This is a genomic window from Streptomyces sp. ALB3, assembly GCF_044385685.1.
GTDB lineage: Bacteria > Actinomycetota > Actinomycetes > Streptomycetales > Streptomycetaceae > Streptomyces.
On sequence record NZ_JBISCE010000026.1, the window covers coordinates 72,857 to 92,504 of the forward strand.

General features: G+C 67.6%; 16 protein-coding genes and 3 pseudogenes. 8 read left to right on the forward strand and 11 right to left on the reverse strand.

Annotated elements, in window-relative coordinates:
* Positions 1 to 478: 478 nt before the first annotated feature.
* Positions 479 to 895, forward strand: coding sequence for an FG-GAP repeat domain-containing protein (locus ACHFIV_RS12180; protein WP_398966817.1), 417 nt, complete (start codon positions 479 to 481; stop codon positions 893 to 895).
* A gap of 117 nt (positions 896 to 1,012) precedes the next feature.
* Here ACHFIV_RS12180 and ACHFIV_RS12185 read toward each other — a convergent pair whose 3' ends face one another.
* Positions 1,013 to 2,005, reverse strand: a complete 993-nt coding sequence (locus ACHFIV_RS12185; RefSeq protein ID WP_398966820.1) for a LacI family DNA-binding transcriptional regulator — start codon at positions 2,003 to 2,005, stop codon at positions 1,013 to 1,015.
* Between the two features lie 329 nt (positions 2,006 to 2,334).
* Between ACHFIV_RS12185 and ACHFIV_RS12190 the strand changes: the two genes are divergently transcribed.
* The 3 genes from ACHFIV_RS12190 to ACHFIV_RS12200 all read left to right on the forward strand — a co-directional run bounded on the left by ACHFIV_RS12190 (position 2,335) and on the right by ACHFIV_RS12200 (position 6,440).
* Positions 2,335 to 4,053 (forward strand): discoidin domain-containing protein, encoded by a 1,719-nt coding sequence (locus ACHFIV_RS12190; protein WP_398966823.1) that lies wholly within the window; start codon positions 2,335 to 2,337, stop codon positions 4,051 to 4,053.
* Positions 4,054 to 4,232: 179 nt separating this feature from the next.
* On the forward strand, positions 4,233 to 5,603 hold the full coding sequence (locus ACHFIV_RS12195) for a DUF1996 domain-containing protein (protein ID WP_398966826.1): 1,371 nt from the start codon (positions 4,233 to 4,235) through the stop codon (positions 5,601 to 5,603).
* Between the two features lie 282 nt (positions 5,604 to 5,885).
* Entirely contained in the window at positions 5,886 to 6,440 is a 555-nt protein-coding gene (locus ACHFIV_RS12200) for a hypothetical protein (RefSeq protein ID WP_398966828.1), read from the forward strand.
* Between the two features lie 253 nt (positions 6,441 to 6,693).
* On the opposite strand, the pseudogene ACHFIV_RS12205 reads toward ACHFIV_RS12200, so the two are convergent.
* The 6 genes and pseudogenes from ACHFIV_RS12205 to ACHFIV_RS12230 all read right to left on the reverse strand — a co-directional run.
* A pseudogene (locus tag ACHFIV_RS12205) lies at positions 6,694 to 7,170 on the reverse strand (NF041680 family putative transposase); the annotation flags it as partial.
* Positions 7,171 to 7,681: 511 nt separating this feature from the next.
* On the reverse strand, positions 7,682 to 8,008 hold the full coding sequence (locus ACHFIV_RS12210; RefSeq protein WP_398966830.1) for a hypothetical protein: 327 nt from the start codon (positions 8,006 to 8,008) through the stop codon (positions 7,682 to 7,684).
* Between the two features lie 509 nt (positions 8,009 to 8,517).
* On the reverse strand, positions 8,518 to 8,826 hold the full coding sequence (locus ACHFIV_RS12215) for a MerR family transcriptional regulator (RefSeq protein ID WP_398966832.1): 309 nt from the start codon (positions 8,824 to 8,826) through the stop codon (positions 8,518 to 8,520).
* Positions 8,827 to 9,541: 715 nt separating this feature from the next.
* The gene (locus ACHFIV_RS12220) at positions 9,542 to 10,807 is read right to left on the reverse strand and encodes an IS701 family transposase (RefSeq protein WP_398966835.1); all 1,266 of its coding nucleotides are present in this window, start codon (positions 10,805 to 10,807) and stop codon (positions 9,542 to 9,544) included.
* A 364-nt stretch (positions 10,808 to 11,171) separates the two neighbouring features.
* Complete coding sequence (locus ACHFIV_RS12225) at positions 11,172 to 11,597, reverse strand: STAS domain-containing protein (RefSeq protein ID WP_398966838.1); 426 nt, start codon at positions 11,595 to 11,597, stop codon at positions 11,172 to 11,174.
* Positions 11,598 to 12,080: 483 nt separating this feature from the next.
* Positions 12,081 to 12,803 (reverse strand): recombinase family protein, encoded by a 723-nt coding sequence (locus ACHFIV_RS12230; RefSeq protein ID WP_398966841.1) that lies wholly within the window; start codon positions 12,801 to 12,803, stop codon positions 12,081 to 12,083.
* Positions 12,804 to 13,167: 364 nt separating this feature from the next.
* Here ACHFIV_RS12230 and ACHFIV_RS12235 point away from each other — a divergent pair, with 364 nt between their 5' ends.
* Both ACHFIV_RS12235 and ACHFIV_RS12240 read left to right on the forward strand, forming a co-directional pair.
* Positions 13,168 to 13,773 carry an ArsR/SmtB family transcription factor gene (locus ACHFIV_RS12235; protein WP_398966843.1) on the forward strand — a complete coding sequence of 202 codons (606 nt, stop codon included), beginning with the start codon at positions 13,168 to 13,170 and terminating at the stop codon, positions 13,771 to 13,773.
* Entirely contained in the window at positions 13,770 to 15,083 is a 1,314-nt protein-coding gene (locus ACHFIV_RS12240) for an MFS transporter (protein WP_398966846.1), read from the forward strand. Before ACHFIV_RS12235 ends, ACHFIV_RS12240 begins: the two co-directional genes overlap by 4 nt.
* A 114-nt stretch (positions 15,084 to 15,197) precedes the next feature.
* Here the strand turns inward: ACHFIV_RS12240 and ACHFIV_RS12245 are convergent, their stop codons facing one another.
* From ACHFIV_RS12245 to ACHFIV_RS12260, 4 genes and pseudogenes are all read right to left on the reverse strand, one after another.
* Positions 15,198 to 15,374 (reverse strand): hypothetical protein, encoded by a 177-nt coding sequence (locus ACHFIV_RS12245; protein ID WP_398966849.1) that lies wholly within the window; start codon positions 15,372 to 15,374, stop codon positions 15,198 to 15,200.
* Between the two features lie 551 nt (positions 15,375 to 15,925).
* On the reverse strand, positions 15,926 to 16,816 hold the full coding sequence (locus tag ACHFIV_RS12250; protein ID WP_398966851.1) for a MerR family transcriptional regulator: 891 nt from the start codon (positions 16,814 to 16,816) through the stop codon (positions 15,926 to 15,928).
* 102 nt (positions 16,817 to 16,918) lie between these two features.
* Positions 16,919 to 17,005, reverse strand: a pseudogene (locus ACHFIV_RS12255) (mycothiol transferase); the annotation flags it as partial.
* A 1-nt stretch (position 17,006) separates the two neighbouring features.
* Positions 17,007 to 17,321: pseudogene (locus tag ACHFIV_RS12260) on the reverse strand (transposase family protein); the annotation flags it as partial.
* Positions 17,322 to 17,945: 624 nt separating this feature from the next.
* Between ACHFIV_RS12260 and ACHFIV_RS12265 the strand changes: the two are divergent.
* Both ACHFIV_RS12265 and ACHFIV_RS12270 read left to right on the forward strand, forming a co-directional pair.
* Positions 17,946 to 18,881: an ABC transporter ATP-binding protein gene (locus tag ACHFIV_RS12265; RefSeq protein WP_398966854.1), complete on the forward strand. Its 936-nt coding sequence runs from the start codon at positions 17,946 to 17,948 to the stop codon at positions 18,879 to 18,881.
* Complete coding sequence (locus tag ACHFIV_RS12270) at positions 18,881 to 19,645, forward strand: ABC transporter permease (RefSeq protein WP_398966857.1); 765 nt, start codon at positions 18,881 to 18,883, stop codon at positions 19,643 to 19,645. The genes ACHFIV_RS12265 and ACHFIV_RS12270 overlap by 1 nt, the downstream gene beginning before the upstream one ends.
* The last annotated feature ends 3 nt before the right edge of the window (positions 19,646 to 19,648 follow it).

Sequence of the window (19,648 nt, forward strand, 5' to 3'; positions counted from 1 at the left end):
ATGGCCGCCTCGGTCTCATCGGCACGCGAACCGCCGCCGGCCCGGATGCAGGACAGCTTGAACTCCACTTTCACCCCACACCACTCCGTTGAACGCCGCGCCGTCCGGCGCGTCTCCGTTTGGCTGACCAGGCCCCGCTCGGACACCCGCTACAGGAGGCCGCTGTCCGGCCGGCACGCGATGACCTCCATCTCCGAGACTATGCCGCGTGGACCCCGCCCGAGCCCCTGCCCTGCCGGGCAGCCAGGTGGGTGGGCGGCACTGGGCGAACGCCTCCTCGCCGACACCACGGGAAGCGGGCAGGCGGACATCGTCGGGCTCAAACCCGCCAAGGGCGCGGTGACCTCCTTCAGCCGAGGGGACGGGACGTTCTACGACGACGAGCGGGTACTGCAGGCGGCCGCATCGTCTGCGAGTCCTGCGGACCTGCCTGTGGACCCTCGCAAAGCTCACGAGCGAGAGCCGTCCCAGAGCCGTTGTGCTCTGCGTCGATGGTGTCCGGCTCTCCGCCCAGGACGAGGGTGTCGCATTCGCGCCCGCCGGCGGCCAACCGGCCCTCAAGGCGTTCGGCCACGGCAAACAGACCGGCGGCTGGCTTGCCGACAAGCACCTCCGCCTCCTCGCCGACGTGACCGGCGACGGCTCCCCTGATCTCGTCGGCTTCGGCAACGAGGGGGTCTGGGTATCACACAACGACGGTGACGGCGGCTTCGAGCAGGCCCAGCTGGTCTGCCGCGGCTTCGGCTACAGCGAGAACGCCGGCGGCTGGCGAGTCGCACGCCACCCACGATTCCTCGCCGACACCACCGGTGATGGACGCGTCGACATCATCGGCTTCGGCGGCCCCGGCGTGCATGTCGCCCGCAACCTCCACCGCCGCTTCACGACCCGATAACCCCCGGGAAGCCACGCCCTGTCAAGAAACCGCCGGGGCGAATGAGCAGTTCCGGCGCGAGCGGAGCGCCGTCGGTGCCAGCGCTCCGCTCGCGAGGTGAGGCGTGCTGACGGGAAATCAGGTCGAGTCGCGCACGACGAGTTCGTTCGGCATGATCACCGGCCCAGTGGGGCCGCCGTCGATCAGGCCGAGGAGCAGGTGGACGGCGGCGGTCGCCTGGTCGGCCATCGGGCTGCGCACCGAGGTGAGCGCGGGACTGGTGTAGGACGCGGCTTCTATGTCGTCGAAGCCGATGACCGCCACGTCTTCGGGGACACGTCGGCCCGCCTGATGGAGGGTGCGCAGGGCTCCGATCGCCATCAAGTCGTTGGCTGCGAACACCGCGTCGAGGTCGGGCTCGTCCTCCAGGAGCTGTTGCATGGCTTCGGCGCCGGAGGCTCTGGTGAAGTCGCCCAGAGCCACGATGGAGCGACGGCCGGTGTCACGCAGCGTCTGCCGGTAGCCATCGAGACGCTCACGCGCCTCGTACAGTTCGAGCGGTCCGGTGATGGTGGCGATCCGGCGCCGACCGCGCTCCAGGAGATGACGCACGGCCAGCGCCGCTCCGCCTGCGTTGTCCAGCGCGACGTACGGGACGTCCTGTGCGGAGGTGCGGTTGAAGGACACGACAGGCAGGCCCTGCCGGGCCAGTGCGGCCGGCAGCGGATCCGTACCGTGCAGGGCGACCAGGAGCACGCCGTCCACATGCCCGCCGGCGATGTACTGCACGACCCTGGTCCGGCTCCGGTCCGATTCCGCGAGCATGAGCACGAGCCGTTTGCCCGCCGTCTCGAGCTCTCTGCTGACGGCGCGGACCACGGCGGAGAAGAGGGGGTCGTCGGAGACGACTCCTTGAGGCGGGTCGGATACCACCACGGCGAGGGTGTCTGTGCGGCGGGTGACGAGATTGCGTGCCGCGCCGTTGGGCACGTAGCCCAATTCGTTTACGGCGCGCATGACGACGTCTCGGATCTGCGGGGCGACCGTCGTCTCACCGTTGATGACCCGGGAGACGCTCGATTTTGACACACCCGCTCGGGCGGCTACCACATCGAGAGTGGGGCGTTTCATACCTGTCCGTCCCCTGTGCCGCCGCCCGGGTTCGTGCGCGGGGCGGGTTTTCTCATCAGGGCGACCTCCGGCTCTGCGTCATGGCGATGCGAGCAGCGTATCCGCAGGCCGGGGCTACACGAGCGTGCTCGGAAAGGCGTCCCTTTCAGCACTACCCCCCTGGCTGTCGGCGCGCTGCGCAGGCCATGAGAGACCGCTCCCTCCGTGGGTCGTAGGTGTTACGCCGCTGTTTTTTCGAGGTGAAGAAGCTCTTGACAGCCTCTACTAGTCCCTCCATTCTCCCTTTCAGGGAGCGCTCCCTGACTCCCCCCCCACTTGAGGAGTCGCCCGTGCAAGCGCCGCTGCGTCGCTTCAGCTTATTTTTGGCCCTCGCGGCCGCACTGCTCGCTTTCATCGCTCTCCCTCCCCCTTCCGCGCAGGCGGCCGAGGTGCTGCTCTCTCAGGGAAAGCCCGCCACTTCATCGAGTACCGAGGGAAACTTCAGCGCTCGTAGCGCCGTCGACGGCGACCCCGGGACGCGATGGTCCAGCGCCTTCGCCGACCCGCAGTGGATTCAGATCGACCTTGGGGCGAGTGCCGGGATCAGCCGGGTCGTCCTCAACTGGGAAGCCGCGTACGGCACGGCGTTCAAGATCGAGGTATCGAGCGACGCGGAGAGGTGGACCGTCGTCCACCAGACAGCCGCGGGCACGGGCGGCACCCAGAACCTGACCGTTTCCGGCACCGGCCGTTATGTGCGCATGTACGGGACGCAGCGCGCCACCACTTACGGCTACTCGCTGTGGGAGTTCCAGGTGTACGGCACCGCCGACGGTCCCGGCGGTGACGCCGCCAGGCTGCTCTCCTACGGCAGGCCGGGCGCGGCTTCCTCTTCCCAGAGTGATCAGAACTGCTGGGATTGCACGCCGGCCAGGGCATTCGACCGGGATCCGGCCTCCCGCTGGTCCACAAGCTCCACCACGGGATGGACTGATCCGGGCTGGATCTCCGTCGATCTCGGTGCGACGGCGCAGATCGACAAGGTCGTCCTGCAGTGGGATCCCGCCTACGCCAAGTCCTTCCAGATCCAGGTCTCGTCGAATGGAGCCGACTGGACACCGATCTATTCGACGACGTCCGGCACGGGCTTCAAGCAGACGCTGACCGTCTCCGGCACCGGCCGCTATGTGCGCATGTACGGGACGCAGCGTGCCACCCCTTACGGCTACTCGCTGTGGGAGTTCCAGGTGTACGGCACCGGCGGCGATCCGATACAGGCTCCGCCGCTGCCGAGTGACCCCGCGAACCCGCCGCGGCTGGTGTGGAGCGACGAGTTCGACGGCGCGGCAGGCGGCAAACCCGACTCCTCGAAGTGGAGGGCCGACCCAGGCACCGGGCCGAACAACGAGCTGGAGAACTACACCGACCACCGCAACGCCGCGCTGGACGGGGCGGGACACCTGGTGATGGAGGCCCGCAAGGAGGTCACGGCCGGATCGTCGTGCCCGCGTGACCCGCTGAGCGGCAGCACCACGTGTCAGTACACCTCGGCGCGGATGAACACCGGCGCGACGTTCCAGTTCACCTACGGGCGCGTCGAAGCACGCATCAAGGTGCCCAAGGGCAACGGTCTGTGGCCCGCCTTCTGGATGATGGGCGGCGACTTCCTGACGGGCCGGCCCTGGCCGTACAACGGCGAGATCGACATCATGGAGATCCTCGGCAAGGACGTGAAGACCGCGTACTCGACCGTCCACGCGCCCGCCTACAACGGCGGGGGTGGAATCGGCGCGCCGTACACACTGCCCGGGAACGCCGACTTCTCCGACGACTTCCACACCTGGGTCGCCGACTGGAACAGCAAGGGCATCACCTACAGCCTGGACGGCCGGACCGTTCTGACTCTCGACAAAGAGCAGGTGGAGCGGACACGCGGTCCGTGGATCTTCGACCACCCTCACTACCTGATCCTCAACCTGGCGGTCGGAGGTGACTGGCCGGGCCCGACAGACGCCAGCACTCCTTTCCCCGCCAAGATGCTCGTCGACCACGTGCGGGTCTATCAGTAACCCTGGCCGTCCGGTGACCGCGAAAAATCCCGGGCGGCTCCACCCGCCCCCTGTGGGCAGTTCTCCGAGACACCTGAATCCCCCTTGCGGGCAAACGCCACTGTCCGCCTTCCGCTCCTCCATCGCCGTACTTCGGCGAGAAGCGGACCCATCACCCCTGATGCCCGTAAGGAAGTGAAATGCGTAGATATTCCGTCCATCTGTACACGCTGTTGGTGAGCACTCTGGCGGTCGTGCTGGTCGCCGCCCTGAGCGTGACTGTGTCGACCCGGCAGGCCCAGGCCGCGACGGTCACCGTCCAAGCCGAGTCCTACGCAGCCCAGTCGGGTGTCGCGTCGGAGGCGACCGGGGACATCGGGGGCGGGCAGAACGCCGCGTTCCTCGCCAACGGCGACTGGATGCGCTTCGACAACGTCGACCTCGGCGCGACCGGCCAGCTGACGGTGTCGGCCCGGATCGCGTCCGCCGTCGGCTCGGGCACGGTGGAATTCCGGACCGGCAGCCTGACCGGACCACTGCTCGCCGTCATACCGGTCGCCCCGACCGGCGGTTGGCAGACCTGGGCGACCCAGGCCACCGATGTCACCGCCCATCCCACCGGTTCCCAGACGGTGTTCGCCGTGCTGCGCAGCACGGCGGCCGGGGACTTCGTCAACATCAACTGGTTCTCCTTCGTCGGCGCGGGCGACAGCCCGGCGGCCGGATGGGTCCCCATCGACCAGGCCAAGTGGGACGCCCAGTTGGCGCAGTTCCGTGCGATGACGCCCGCAGCGGTGCCCACCGGTATCGTCCGGGTCCCGGAGTTCAACGCCACCTGTTCCTACAGTCACTCCAAGCCGGACGACCCCATTGTCCTGCCGGGCCTGCCCGGTGCGTCCCACATGCACAGCTTCTTCGGCAACAGGAGCACCGACGCGTTCTCCACGACCCAGTCGCTGCTGACCAACACACCCACCAGTTGCACCCCCGCCAACGACCTCTCGGCGTACTGGATCCCGACTCTGTACGAAGGCGACAAGGCCGTCGAAGCCGAGGGCATGATCGTGTACTACGGTTCCCGGCTCGTCGACCCCTCGGCGACCGTGCCCTTCCCGCAGGGGTTCCGCATGATCGCGGGCAACGCCAAGACCCAGACGCCCACCCCGGCGGGCTCGCCTGGCCAGTACTGGTGCGCCGGCGAGGGCGGTGAGATCGGCCGCAGCGCCGACGGCAACTGGCCGCGCTGCGCCCCGAAGGCCCATCTCACCCACCAACTCGTCTTCCCCGACTGCTGGGACGGCAAGAACCTCGACAGTCCCGACCACAAGTCGCACGTGGCGACCACCTACGACGGCAAGTGCAGCGGCGCCTACCCTGTCGCCATCCCCAACCTCTCCTTCGTCGTCAGCTATCCGACCAGCGGCAGCACCGCGGGCTTCCGGCTGGCCTCGGGCATGGCATCGTCCATCCACGGCGACTTCTTCAACGCCTGGGACAACGCCGGTCTCGGGCACCGCGTGAAGGACTGCATCACCCAGAAGGCCAAGTGCAACTCCGCCGGCACGTTCTGACCCTGTGGTCGGCATGCGCCATAGTCGTGGCACTGCTGGCCGTCGGCTGCACCTCGCAGTCGACGGCCGGCGCGTCGCCGGGACCGGCCTTCAACGCTACCGACACCGCTTGGATCCTGTTGATGATCCCCATGGCCGAGCGCGCACAACTCCTGACCGATCTGGCTCCCTCAGTCGGCGTCCGATGGTGCACCTGCCGAGGCCATCGCGTTTGGATCAGCGTGCGGGCCAGAGGAAGATGCCCGCCACGGGAAGTCCGGACCGGCGAGAGGGGATCAAGCGATGACATTGCATTCCGATGTGGCCGAATTGCTCGCGGGAGTCGGCATCATCGACGTGGACATTGACGACGCAGTCGCGGACGAGCACGTGCGAGGGTCCGCGTACCGACGCGTCGTCTTGCTGACAGCTTCCTTGCGGAGCCGCGACCGAGACCCCGCAATTGTGGCCACAATCCTGCGAGACCCCATCGAGACGGTGTCCAAATCGGCGGTGGTCGCCCTCATGGACGAGATCGCAATGAGGGTGAGCGGTCCCGCCGAGTTCCGGCAGTGGTCGGCCGAGCTGCTGCCAGAGATCGACCAGCTCAAAGCGGAAGGGCACCGCGAGTTTATCCGCCGCCGCATCCACGACTGGCTGTTCTACCTGTCCATCAAGGATGGACACATGCCGGCACCCCCCGAGTTGGCGAAGGTCACAGACTGGATGCAGCGCCTTCTCGCCCACCAGTCGACGTCCCTGGCGGTCCTCGCCCTGCTCGCCGAGTCGGGCAGCAGCAAGAAGATTCGAAACATCGCGGAGAACCGAGCCGGAAACCGCAAGCTGAGAACGCGATGAGTCGGTAGTGACCGTGGGCAGGCGCACCGACTGCCTCCCCCGCAAGAACGGCATCGTGTCCGCTCGCCGAGCTGGCCGCCCTCTACCCAGAGAAGCCGGTCGGAGGTTTGCTGCGCGCGCGGCCGCAGATGAAGCGCTGCTGGGCATCACCGACACCGGCCTGCGGGGGCAGGCCTCAACACCCTGCTGGAGGCCCACCCTAATGGGCAGTGATGCGGGGCACCGCCAGGCCGGTTGCTGACGACCACAGTCAGACGGGGAGGAGGTCGTGGCCGCCGGGCAGGCGGTCGACCTCCAGGCGGATCAACGTCCTTTCGGTAACAGGGGGTCGCCGGTGTGGTCGATCCACGCGGAGCGGGTGGTGAGCCGAGGACGGATGTGGTCCCAGGCCACCGTGCGAGCTGCGCCGTGACGGTCGGTGACCTGCACGGTCTCGGCATCAGGCTCGCCCCCCGTTGCGGGGCTTGATGAGGCAAAGACCGCCACCGGCAGCCATTCCAGCAGGTGGGCGATGCGCGGAGCGTCATAGCCGGCGTCGAGTACGGCCAGGATTTCGCGGTCCCCCGCCTGCCAACGGCGCATGTCGGTGAAACCACTCGGCAGACCTGGGCGGCGGTGACCTCAGTGACATCGTCCGCCGGTTCCAGCCGCAGCAGGTCCAGGATCTGGCACCGCGAGGTCGGCCGGGCTCCAGCGCGGCGACGAACGAGTGGGGCCAGCCGGGCACGAACAGCCGAAGTGGCATCACGCCGCGGCGTACGGATGCGTACCAGCAGGGATGGCGCCGCGGGGACAGCGAGTGCCCCGCGGGATCCCCCTCAGCCCCGGTCGAGCCCCAACGGGCTCGGCCGACGCCTGATGGCTTGGGCCTACGGAAGCGGTGCTGCGTCTGTTCACCGGGGGCCGGTGACGGGGATCTGCCGGCCGGCTACGGACACGGTGGCGGCCGGGGTTTTGAGGAGGTTGACGGTCCAGGCTGGGTGGTGTCCGACGCGACGGCCGGGGACTGGGAGTGTGGCTCCGGCTTCTCGCCGCCACGTCGAGCTGATTGCCCAGCTCCATGCGTCGAACCCCTGGAACCTGCGCATGGTGCAGAAGCTGCGCGCAGAGCTGCCTGCCCAATCGCTGGTAGGGATGCGGTGGTGGCCGGTACGAGGTAGACATTGCCTTGCTCGTCACGTGATGACGGGGAAACCTCATCAGGTCTGGCCGTCCCTCAACTCAGTCGCCTCCCAGCGCATTCAGCGCGAGAGGTGAGCGAGGGCTGCGGTCAGGCCCGGCTGGACCTCGAGGACCCTCGCAATACCGGTGACGGCGAAGCGACGCTGAAGCTGGTCACTCAACGGACCAACGAGTATCAGCTTCCTCTTGAGACGGACAGCGAGCAGGTGCCCCAATAGGTGCGCATCGCAGAAGACCAGCCCCGCCAGATCCACTATCACCGGAAATCCTGAAGCGACGGCCTCGCCGAAAACAGCGTCCAGCCGCTCGCTTGTATCCAGGCCGGTGCTCCCCCACAGCGCCACCACGAACGCCCCGGGAGCTTCGAAACGGGCACTGAGCACCATCAGTTCATCAGGGGCTGGACAGGGAGAATGCACCCCTCCAGGGTCCCACCCCACCGCCCTGCTCAAGCCCAGGGGCAGAACAGGACAGGAATCTGCGTGGTCGGTGGCGCCTTCCGTTGGCAGAGACAGCCGCCGTCGAGTGCCGCCCCACACCGACACGAGATCTGGGTGGACCGGTGTCCGAAGACCGGTCGGCAGCCTTAGCACGCCAGGCGCCCAGGCTGCGTTGGGGTGGTGTGGCAGTTCCTTCCCACGCGGTACAGGACGCCTTCGTGGGCGCGAGCGGATGGGTGAAAACTGCAGCCGTTTCCAGTGCGGGTGTCAGCTCTGTGGCTCCAAACAGGTGCGGCGTCTCGCCTCCCTGGTGGCAGCGGCCCCGCTGCGAGTCGACGGGGCCAGGGGTGCATACGGCTGTCAGGTCGATACTGGTCGGGGCGCGCACCGGTGGGAGGCCATGGGATGGGGCGGGCAGCAAGCCGTTGCAGCCCTGTCAGGCCGCGGCTGTTGGTTCAGTCGGTGCGGCGGTGTTCGGTGTTGATGCGCCGGGCTTCCTCGAGCTGGTCTTCGAGGATGACGATGCGGCAGGCCGCCTCGATCGGGGTCCCGGCGTCGACGAGTTCGCGGGCGCGGGCGGCGATGCGCAGCTGGTAGCGGGAGTAGCGGCGGTGGCCGCCCGGGGAGCGCAGGGGGGTGATGAGGCGGGCTTCGCCGATGGCGCGGAGGAAGCCTTGTGTGGTGTTGAGCATGTCGGCGGCCCGGCCCATGGTGTAGGCGGGGTAGTCGTCGTCGAGACGGCCGTAAGAGACCTCTGCTGTCACTTGCACCTCTCTTGTGGAACGCGTGGAGAGGCCCCGGTGCCATGGCACCGGGGCCCCGAAGGAACTGCTACACCATCTGCCGGCCCTGGTTCGGCGCCGGCCTTCTGTTTCCGCGAGCCCGACCTGAATGCTGGGGTCGGGGGTGCGGGGATCGCGGTTGCGTGACCGGAGACCACCTCACTATCGATGTCCTGCGGTACCCGGACTCGCGTGGCGTCCGGGCGATCCTGATGGTGTCTGCATCCTCCGTTCATCCCTCTGGGATCACTCAACTACTACTACTGCTGGTACTGCCAACCGTGATGCGTACTGCTCGGTGGCCTGTGACAGCGCCACCCTCTCCGGCAGCCAGCCCCGTCGCCCGTCCTGCGTCTGCTCTGGCTTAGAACCCCACTGCCGAACCTCCCGATGCGCGCGCCCGCAGCCGACGCCTTCACCGAGGTACTTCTTGATCACTGCACTGCGACTGCGTCAACTGCGGTCCTGCTCATGACGGCCCCTGATCACCGCGGGCCGTCCGGCCCGGTCGCCAGCCACGTCGCCTTCCTGCACAAACCCTGGCTTCGAAGCTCCGCCACCGCACCGTCCTGCGAACTGCAACTAGTAGGGCTTGGTCATGTTGGTGCGGGGTCTGGCATGTCGCGGTGACAGATGGGGCAGGCGCCGGTCCAGGTCGCGAGGAGTATCTGCAGCTCGCGGACGACTCGGTAGAGGCTCAGGCCGACGCCGTCTCTTTTGGGGATCGACTCAGTCGCTGGAGGGTGCAGAAGGCGTGGGCGACCGATACGAGGGTGACGTGGTGGTGCCAGCCTGGCCAGGTCCGGCCTTCGAAGTGGGCCAGGCCCAGGGCCTGTTTCATCTCTCGGTAGTCGTTCTCGATGCGCCAGCGGAGCTTCGCGGTGCGCACGAGAACTGGTAGTGGGGTGGTTTCGGGCAGGTTGGAGAGCCAGAACTGCACGGGTTCGTCCTGGTCGGCGGGCCATTCGGCCAGCAGCCAGCGGACCGGAAGCTCGGCGGTGGCCGCGGCCTTGCGGATCTCACGTCCGGCAGGCCGGATCCGCAGGGCCACGAAGCGCGAGTACATGCGCTTGAATCCGCTGCGGCCGCTGCCCGGTCGTGATCCTTCCCTCCACTGCACCGGCCGCGCGGACGATTTGCCGGCCGCGATGACCAGGCTCTTCACCCTCTGGGCCGGCTCGGGGTAGGCAGGAACCGGATGAGGACCGCGGCCGGAGTAGGCAGGTGTGCACGGCTGTGCGTCCTCGGGTTGCGCGGTGGTCGTGGTCGAGATGCCTACCACGTAATCGAGACCGCGTTCCTCCAGGCCGAGCCGGAAGGCGGCGGTGTCCCCGTAGCCGCCGTCGGCGATCACCTGGGGCACCTCGATACCCCAGGACCGCGTCTCGTCGATCATGTCGAGGGCCAGCTGCCACTTCTCGACATGCCCCACCTGGGCAGGGATGGCGCACTTGTCACGGCGGGCCACCTTGGCCCGGTCGGCCTTCGGCGAGGCAGGATCCCAGCTCCCGGGCAGGAACAGACGCCAGTTCACCGCCGCCGAGGCTCCGTTGGAAGCCAAGTGGAGCGAGACTCCGGCCTGGCAGTTGGTGACCTTGCCGGCAGTGCCGGTGTACTGCCGGGTCACGCATGCCGACGCGTCCCCGTCCTTGAGGAACCCGGTGTCATCAATGACCAGCGCAGTGGGCTTGATGACCGGCTGCATGCGCCAGGCCAGCCGGGCCCGCACATGCGCCGCGTCCCACGGGCTGGAGGTGACGAAGTGGGCCAGGGCCTGCCGGTTCCCGTCCTCGCCCAGGCGGGCGGCCATCGGTTCCACCGACTTGCGCCCGCCGTCCAGCAGCAGGCCCCGCAGATAGACCCCACCCCACCGGCGCTGATCCGCCCGCGCGAACGGCTCGAACATCTCCGCCGCGAAGTCCTCCAGATCACACCGGACCGCAGCCAACTCCTCATTCAGCACACACGGTCAACGACACGACCGTTCAAGAAGACACGCCGCCACAGACCGCACATGACCAAGCCCTACTAGCTGTACTGCGTGTCCTGATGCCAGGCAGTTCGTCTCTGCCCGGCCCTGCTGTCCTTCTGACTACGAGAGAAACCATAACCAGGCCAGTGACCAATGTCTACTCTGGCCGCCACAGATTTTCGTTCTCGTACCAGCGAGGCAGTCGCTCTCCTGGCCAACAGACCGGAGTTCGCTCCGCGTCCGGCGGCAGAACATCACGGGGCGCTCACTGCGTCGCTGCGGCCGGCGGACGCGAGCACGCTGCGCAGCCGAGCGTGCCGCGCTGCATGCGGCGGCGCTCGAGCCGAGCGTCGCGTCAGGCCCCGCTGCCGGCGGCCTGCTCGCCTTCAGCCTCGGCGAGAGTTCCGTACATGTGCAGAACAGCGTCCACCCCGGTCACCTGCAGCATCCGCTGCACTCTCGGCGGGACACGGGCCAGCACCAGCACGGCACCGGAACCCGTCACCTGCTGCCAGGCCCCCAGCAGCACACTCAGCCCTGAAGAATCGCAGAACGACACCGCGGACAGGTCCAGCACAACACGCCGTTGGCCTCCGGCGATTACGTCCAGGAGGTGATCACGGAAGAACGGAGCGGTCTCATAGTCCATTTCTCCACTGACGTGCACGAGCAGGCTCGTTCCCGACGTATTCGTCTGAACTGAGGGTTCCCCGGCCATCACGTTCTCCCATCCGTCCGAAATGTCGCTGAGCCTACCGAGTACCCGCGTGGCCCCTCTCATACATACCGTTCACGACGACGGGGGGGGCTGCGGCAGCCCAGTCCCGAGCAGCCTCCACCAGAATCTGATGTCAAAGCTCGGCGGCGGAGGGTTCCGCCGTGGCAATCGGCTCGACGCTCGGTCCTTCACCCGGCACTCCGCTTCCCGTCGTCCTGGCCCGGTGACCGGCCGCCTGGCCAGTCGTTCAGCGAGCGTCGGGCCGGTCGGCCCCCGAGTCGGCCAGGCCTCCGGGAGGCCTGCTGGCGTCACGGTGGCCGCCACCCCATCGCGATCGGAGTGTTCGCCACCGGCGGTGCCACCGCGAGCAAGGCCCGCGACGATGACCACCAGCCGACGACCACCTCCCAGAATCCTCAACCCCCCGCAGGCAACGCCCGGTAGTACGCACCACTCAGCGCCTTACGAGGCGCTGAGCACGCAGCGACCTCGGGCAGGACCTAGGGGATCTGCCGGCAGGGGAGGGTCCCTCCTGCCGGCCAAGGGCTACCGCAGACACTCGTCGCTCCAGCCGTAGGCCGGGTTGGTCAGGAAGTCGCAGAACTGGCGAACGGATCCCTGGTAGTTGCGCAGGGTGGAGCGGACGCAGCCGTGCACGACCGCGTTCGGGTGGGTCTGGGCCTGGAGCCGTTCGCATAGCTCGATCTCCTCAGCGCTGAGCGGCTCCCCGGTCCGACGGATGTGTACGGGTTTGGGCCGCGTCGAAAGGCCGTCTTCCACCGCTGCGGCCTCAGCTTCCGCGAGGGCCCGGTACAACGAGGCGACCGACGGAGACTTGCCCGCGTTCTTCCCGACCTTGATGGTCAGCTTCTCGGCGATCTCGGGGACTGGAACGCCCTTGTCCTTGCACGCGATGGCGAAGGTGAGCATGTCGTCGTGAATGACCTTCGGGCGTCCGCCGTGGTTGCCCTTGGACGCGGCTGTGACCTGGCCTTCGAGGGACTTCTCTCGGATGTAGTTGCGCTCGATCTGGTCAGCGACGGCAAGCACGGCGAAGAGCATGCCGCCCATGCCGTTGCGGTCCTGGATGCCGGTGAGCGTCATCAGCGCAGCTGCGTTCCTGGCGAGGCGCTTGAGCTCATGGACGGTGAGGATGACGGCCGTCTCGGGGGCAGCCTTCTTGAACTGGTGGGCCAGGGCGAGCGCCCTCTCGAGTTCGGGCCGGATCTTCACCCGGGTGCTGATCTGCTCCTTGAAGACCTGTGGCACTCCGCACGATGGAGGGCTTCGAGCTGACTTGTAAGCTCCTGCCGGGCGGTCGACGTCCTCACGTACCCAATGCGGACCGGGCGCTCGATGCGGGGCGCGGGCACGGCACCGGGCCCCGCTTCCACGCACGGCCGGGGTAGCGGTCGGCGGGTTCATCGCGGAGCGCGGGGACGAGGACAAAGCGGGGGGTGTGGTACTTCGCAGCGGTCTTACGCCGCGGGTGCGGCAGGCGGAGCCGGCGGGCTGTGGCCATACGGCTGCTCGGCTGTCCCATCCCACCTGCGCGCCGGCAGTGATGCCAGTGGCAGAGATCACTCTGCAGAGGATCCTGTGCAGAGGAGACTCTGGAACCTACGCTGTTGGCATGTCCGACGAACCGGAACGCACATCACTGCCCGCCAAGCCCACCCGCCGCCTCGATGCGCGCAGCCTGCGAGGGCTGGCCCACCCGCTGCGGATGAACATCTTTGAACTGCTCAGCCTGGACGGCCCCGCTACCGCCACCAGGCTCGCCGAACGCCTCGGGGAGAACACCGGCACCATCAGTTGGCACCTGCGCCACCTCGCCGAACACGGCTTCATCGTGGAGGAAACCGCACGGGGAACGAAACGCGAGCGCTGGTGGAAAAGGGTCGACGTCTCCAATGAGCTGAACTCTGCCGATTTCCGCGACGATCCCGACACCCGGGGCGCGCTGTCGGTCTACCTGCACGAACTGCTGCAGCAGCACTTCAGCCGGGTCGTGAACTACATCGGCGAGGACTGGGGCGACACGTGGCGGAGCGCCGGCACTGTCTCGGACTGGAGTGACCTGCGGATGACTCCGAAGCAGTTGCAGGCACTCAACGCGGAGCTGATGGCTGTCATCGCCCGCCACATCCCTGCTCCCGACGCCGAGCCCGCCCGGGACGCGCTCCCCGTCGTGGTGCAGCTCCAGTCCTTCCCCCGCAAGGAGCGTGGCTCCGCATGAGCTACGGCACAGGCGGTGGCCTCCTGCGTCGCCACCGCGACTTCCGCCTGCTGTGGTGCGGCGAGACCGCAGGCAAGTTCGGCGCGTCCGTCACCGGGGTGGCGATGCCGCTGGTGGCCGTCTCCACCTTGCACGCCAGCACGTTCGAGGTCGGCCTGCTGAGCGCCACGGCCTGGGCCCCTTGGCTGATCATCGGCCTCCCGGTCGGTGTCTGGGTGGACCGACTGCACCGCAGACCGATCATGCTGGCCGCCGCCGCGGTCTCCCTCTTACTCTTCGCCAGCGTCCCGGTCGCCGCGTGGTCCGGCCGACTGAGTATCGGACTGCTGCTGGCCGTCGCCCTGCTGACGGGCACGGCAGCGGTGTTCTTCCAGACCGCCTACACCGCTTATCTCCCCACCATTCTGGAACCCGATGACCAGCCCGAGGGCAACGCCAAACTGCACGGCAGTGCATCCGCCGCGCAGATTGCCGGGCTCGGCTCCGGCGGCCTGATCGCGCAGTTGACAGGTGCGGTGAACGGGATGTTCGCCAACGCCGCGACCTTCCTCGTCTCCCTTCTGTGCCTCGCAGGCATCCGGCATCGCGAGCCACGCATCACCAGAACCGAACACCGCCCCACTTCCCTGGTCAGTGAAGTCCGCGAAGGCATCCGGCTGATCGCCTACGACCCCTGGTTCCGCACGTTCACACTCTTCGGAGCCGCCTCCAACCTGGCCCTCATGGGATACCAGTCGATCCAAGTGGTCTTCCTGGTCCGGAGCGTCGGCCTGACCCCGGGGACGGTCGGCGTACTCATCGCGGCGACCAGTGCCGGAGGCGTAGCCGGGGCATTCGCCGCACGCCGGGTCGCTCACCGGATCGGTACGGCCCGCGCGACACTGCTGTTCGAACTGGGACTTCCCACACTCGGTCTGCTCATCCCGCTGACCATCGGCGGAGCCGGGATCCTGCTCTTTGCGACAGGTGGCTTCAGTGTCTCCGCAGGTGTCGTCGCCGGCAACATCATCAAGGCGAGCTTCCAGCAACGCTACTGCCCACCGGATCTCCTCGGCCGTCTCACCGCAAGCACAGCATTCCTCAGCTACGGAGCGATCCCCATCGGAGCACTGCTCGGCGGCCTGCTCGGAACCGCACTCGGCCTCCGCACCGCCATGGCCATCACGACAGCGGGGATCCCGCTCGCCGCACTGGTCCTGCTCTTCTCCCCGATCCGGCGCTCCCGGGACCTGCCGACGTCCCGCCAGACAACGAGTAATCCCAAACTTCGGCTGGCCTCTGATGGCGCACCGGCTCTACCTCGTCACTGATCACCATCCCGCCGGGCAAGTCCCTCACCTTCCGTCGGCAATCAAGTCGCGGGCTCCCAGGAGGGACCTTCAGCGCCGCGAAGCGCCTGGCCAAGGCATGGGCCCGCAGGCTAATCACTCGTGGGGCGGCGACCGGGCGGCGGGGCCAGGGAACCAGCCCCGACCTCGCGGCGGACGGCCCGCCTTCAGCAGGGCCGGGTAGTCGCCCAGCCCCGGGAAGTGCCGCAGGTTGTCGGGATCGACGACTGAGTGGATCGCCGCGATCCGTCTGTCGGCCAGCTCCAGCGCCATGACCCCGAGCACCTGGTCCTGTGCGTCCAGCCCCAGCGCCCCCGGTTGGCAGTTGACCTCGGCCCGATGAGAAGGAAGGCGACCGGATCGCCTTCGGGGGCGGCTGGGCCTGACGGGCGACGGCGGTGCCACGTTGGAAGTAGCCGGAACCCACATTCTTTTGGACCTCGCCGACCCCCTGCCATCGGCGGTTGGCGATAGCACGTGGGTCGAGATCAGCGTGGAACTGAACAGCGTCAGTCTGTGGCCCTATCTGCTGTGATGCAGGATGAACCCGCAGGCCACAGCGACTACGACGACCAAGTGGGTTTCACACCGGGCAAGATGAGCGACATGGCCATTGAAGGGAACACGGGCTTTACGCTGCCGCGGGGCGCGACAGGCTTTTCCCTACCGAAGGGCGGCCCACTTCCAGAAACCGATCTCCGGCCGTTTCGGGCCGCTTTGTATGCCGCTCTTGCTTACGGCCCAGGCTCGACGTCTGACCCGATCGGTCGCGTGCGAATGAACGCGACCGGTTGTCGGGCCACGTCAGTGCCAGGCACAGGCGATCAGCTGTCCGCGGAGTGGGCGTCGGCAAGGGCCTCGCCGAAGAGCCGTCCGGCGAGTTCCACGCAGCGCATCCGGGCAGGAGAGAAGTCGTAAGGCAGCTTGGTGATCGCTGCGGCGGCACTCATCTCTGTGACCTCCTCCCCTTTCAGGCCGGCGTCGTAGGTTTCGAAGATCTGCTCCTCGGCCGCGTCGAAACCAGCTGCCTCGATGGCCTGATTCAAGGCCATTTGGTGAGCGCATCGCAGTACGGCGAGCTCTTCGACGCGCGGGTCGTCGGGTTCGACGCCGTCGTCGAGGGCGGCCTCGGCCGCCTCAAGACGGTCCTCCTCGGCCCGCAGGTCGGGGTGGGTGGCCAGCACGATGAACGTGCCGGCCTGGATGGCGGCGCCCAGCGGCCCGAAGATCCGTTCCGTGACCAGCAGGGCATCAAGATCGGAGGGACGCAACGCGCCCGGAGGCAGGTGGCTGAGCCGGTCCGTGACCAGTTCGGAGAGCAGCCCCAGCGGACTGCCCACCGCCTGCAGGCGCTGGACAGCCGCGCGCCGACGTTTGATTGCGGCCTCCTGCGCCGCCAAGGTTTCCTCCAGCCTGCTCAGGACCGACTCGATATCCGGGGCTTGGTTCAGGGCTTCGTCTCCAGCTTCGTCCAGGGCTTCGCCGAAGGCGGCCCGCATGTCGTCCAGGCTGATACCGGCATCGGCCATCTTGCGGATCCACAGCAGGCGGGTCATGTCGTCATAGCCGTAGCGGCGGCGGCCGTCTCCGCCGCGCTCGGGCTCCGGCAGCAGACCGATCTCGTGGTAGTGGCGGATGGCGCGTGGGGTGATCCCGGCGAACGCAGCGGCATCACCGATCATGACCTGCCGGGGAGGCGTAAGGGAGGGGTACATCGCAGACAGAGAGCCTTTCGTGCTGGGGTACCCCGACCCCACCACATGCCGCTACGGCATGTGCAACAACCCCACCCAGACGCCACCGGGGCCGGGCCCTAGCTAGTTGCCGGCCGTGCCGTCGAGCATCTCGCGCAGGATGTCCAGGTGGCCGTTGCGGCGGGCTGTCTCCTAGGTGAGGTGGAGTAGCCGCCCAGCACTTGACGTCGTCGACGGCGAGAGCGCCGGGGATGCCGTGGGTCCGGGACGCGGTCAGATCGTGCACGGCTCCGGGTAGCGCGTCCGAGACCCGGATCAGACGGCCGGCGGGATCCGCGAGGACCTGCACGTGCGTCCCGCGGCGCTTCTTCTTCCCCAGTAGTACGGGCGGTCGGCGGTGCTGCGGTCGATCGGCAGCACGGTGCCGTCCAGAATCACCTACGCCCTCTTCCGCACGGTCATCATGGCCTGCTCCAGCGTGGGCGAGGGTGGCCAGGAGGTCGACGGCCTCGCGTATGTAGCGGTAAACGTGTTGCCTGCGCCAGCGCGATGCGATTGAGCAACCCGCCGATCAGCCAGCCGTCGGTGCGACCGGCACCCAGCACTCCCACGCCGGGGTAGCTGGCAGCACACCGATCGCCTCGCCGCCGGTCAGCAGCGTCGGGAAGAGCCTTTCAAGTTCCGCTCTGCTTGAACTCCTTCTCCGCGCTGAACAGCAGCATCTCGCTGATCGCCACGGCCGGTGGGCTCAGCGTCCTGCATCCGGCGCTGCCGTCCATGCTGCTGGTCATCGCCGCACCCCGCAGGTGGGGCGCCATGCGGGTGGCACAGCAACGCTACGTGTCGATGATGAGCTGGATCGAGCACCTAGCGACACGGCGTGTTGAGGGCCGTGCAGAACAACCGATTGACGGCGCTTTCGCAGCCGAGCCGATCCAAGCACTGGGTGCGGCGTGGGAGGTCGAGCATGTCGGTCCGTCTCCGGCCCCAGGTCAGCCGTCTGCTGCGGTGACAGAAAGCGCGACAACCAAGAGGGCTTCGGGCGCTCCGCAAGGTGCTGCGGATCCACCGAACGGTGGAGGTGTGAATCAACCAAGCTCAGACGCCACGGTCGATGCGGCGGGGTGCGGTGCGTCCGTAACTTCGCGGTATGACCGCATTGGAAGTTCGAAATCTGCACAAGCGCTACGGGCACCACCTAGCCGTCGATGACGTTTCTTTCGCCGTGGAAGAGGGGGAGATCTTCGGCATCATCGGGCCCAACGGTGCCGGCAAGACGACAACTGTCGAGTGCATCGCAGGGTTGCGAAAGCCGGACTCGGGCTCGATCTCTGTGCTGGGGCTCGACCCGGTCAAGGACCGGGCGGAGGTTCGTGAGCGACTCGGCGTGCAACTGCAGGAGAGCAGCTTCCCGGACGCGATCAAGGTCGTCGAAGCGCTCGAGCTCTATAGCTCCTTCTACCGGGACCCCGCCGACTGGCGCGAGCTCATGGAGCGCGTAGGTCTCACCGAGAAACGCAACACGCAGTACAGGGCTCTTTCAGGCGGGCAGAAGCAGCGGCTTTCGATCGCGCTCGCTCTGGTCGGCAAGCCGAAGGTCGCGATTCTCGACGAGCTCACGACGGGGCTGGACCCGCAGGCGAGGCGCGACACCTGGAGCCTCATTGAGCGGGTTCGTGACACGGGCGTCACGATCCTCCTTGTCACGCACTTCATGGATGAAGCGGAGCGCCTGAGCGACCGGATCGCCGTCATCGATGGTGGCCGGGTCGCCGCAGTGGATACACCGGCAGGGCTGATCGCGCAGTCGAGTGCGGTGCAGCAGGTCCGGTTCCGCATGAGGCAGCCGCTGGACAAGGGCGTTCTGACCGGGCTTCCCGACGTGGCAGATGTCGAGATCACCGACGGCTGCTGGCTGGTCACCGGCCGGGGGCAGCTTCTGAGCAGCGTGGCAGGGGCTCTCGCCAGGGCGGAGGTCGTTGCGGAGGATCTCCGCGTCGACCAGCGCAACCTCGACGACGCGTTCGTGGCCTTGACACGACGCATCCCGGAGTCCCCGGAGCCCTCCGAGAGGAGGGCTGACTGATGCGTGCTCTCCTGAAGATGGTCAGGGTCGAGACGAGACTCTTCCTTCGAGACTCCGCCACCGTCATGTTCGGTGTGCTGTTCCCGGCGGCACTCTTGCTCGGGCTGGGTGCCATCCCGGCACTCAGGGAGTCGTCGCCGGAGACCGGCGGGCTCCGGTCCATCGACGTCTGGGCGCCGACAGCACTGGTGTTCGGGATGGTGATGATCGCCGTGCAGCATATCCCGGCGGTGATCGCGACGTATCGCGAGCGCGGCATCCTGCGCAGGCTGTCGACCACTCCTGCGCATCCGCGAAATGTCCTGCTCGCGCAGATAATTGTCGCGTTCGCCTCCGTGGTCGTGTCCGCGGCGCTCATGACCTTCCTGGCGTGGGCGGTGCTGGATGTCGCGCCGCCCGAGCGGCCCCTGGAGTTCGTCGTCGCCTTCGTCGTGGGCTATGCGGCTCTGTTCGGGCTCGGCATGATGTCCGCGGCCGTGGTCCGCACGAGCAGTGCCGCAAACCAGACCGGCACCCTCCTGTTCGTTGCGCTGATGTTCTTCGGCGGGGCCTTCCTGCCCCGTGTCCTCATGCCCGACTTGCTGCGCGGAGTCGGCGAGTTCATACCGCCCGGGCTGCAGGCTCTCACCGCGGCGTGGTCCTCCGAAGCGGGTGAGATCACCGCCACCGCCGGTGGGCAGCCTTTCTGGCTGCAGATTGCCATAATGGCGGGTATCGCAGTGATCGCGAGCGCGATCGCCGCGAAGCTCTTCCGCTGGGAGTAGGTG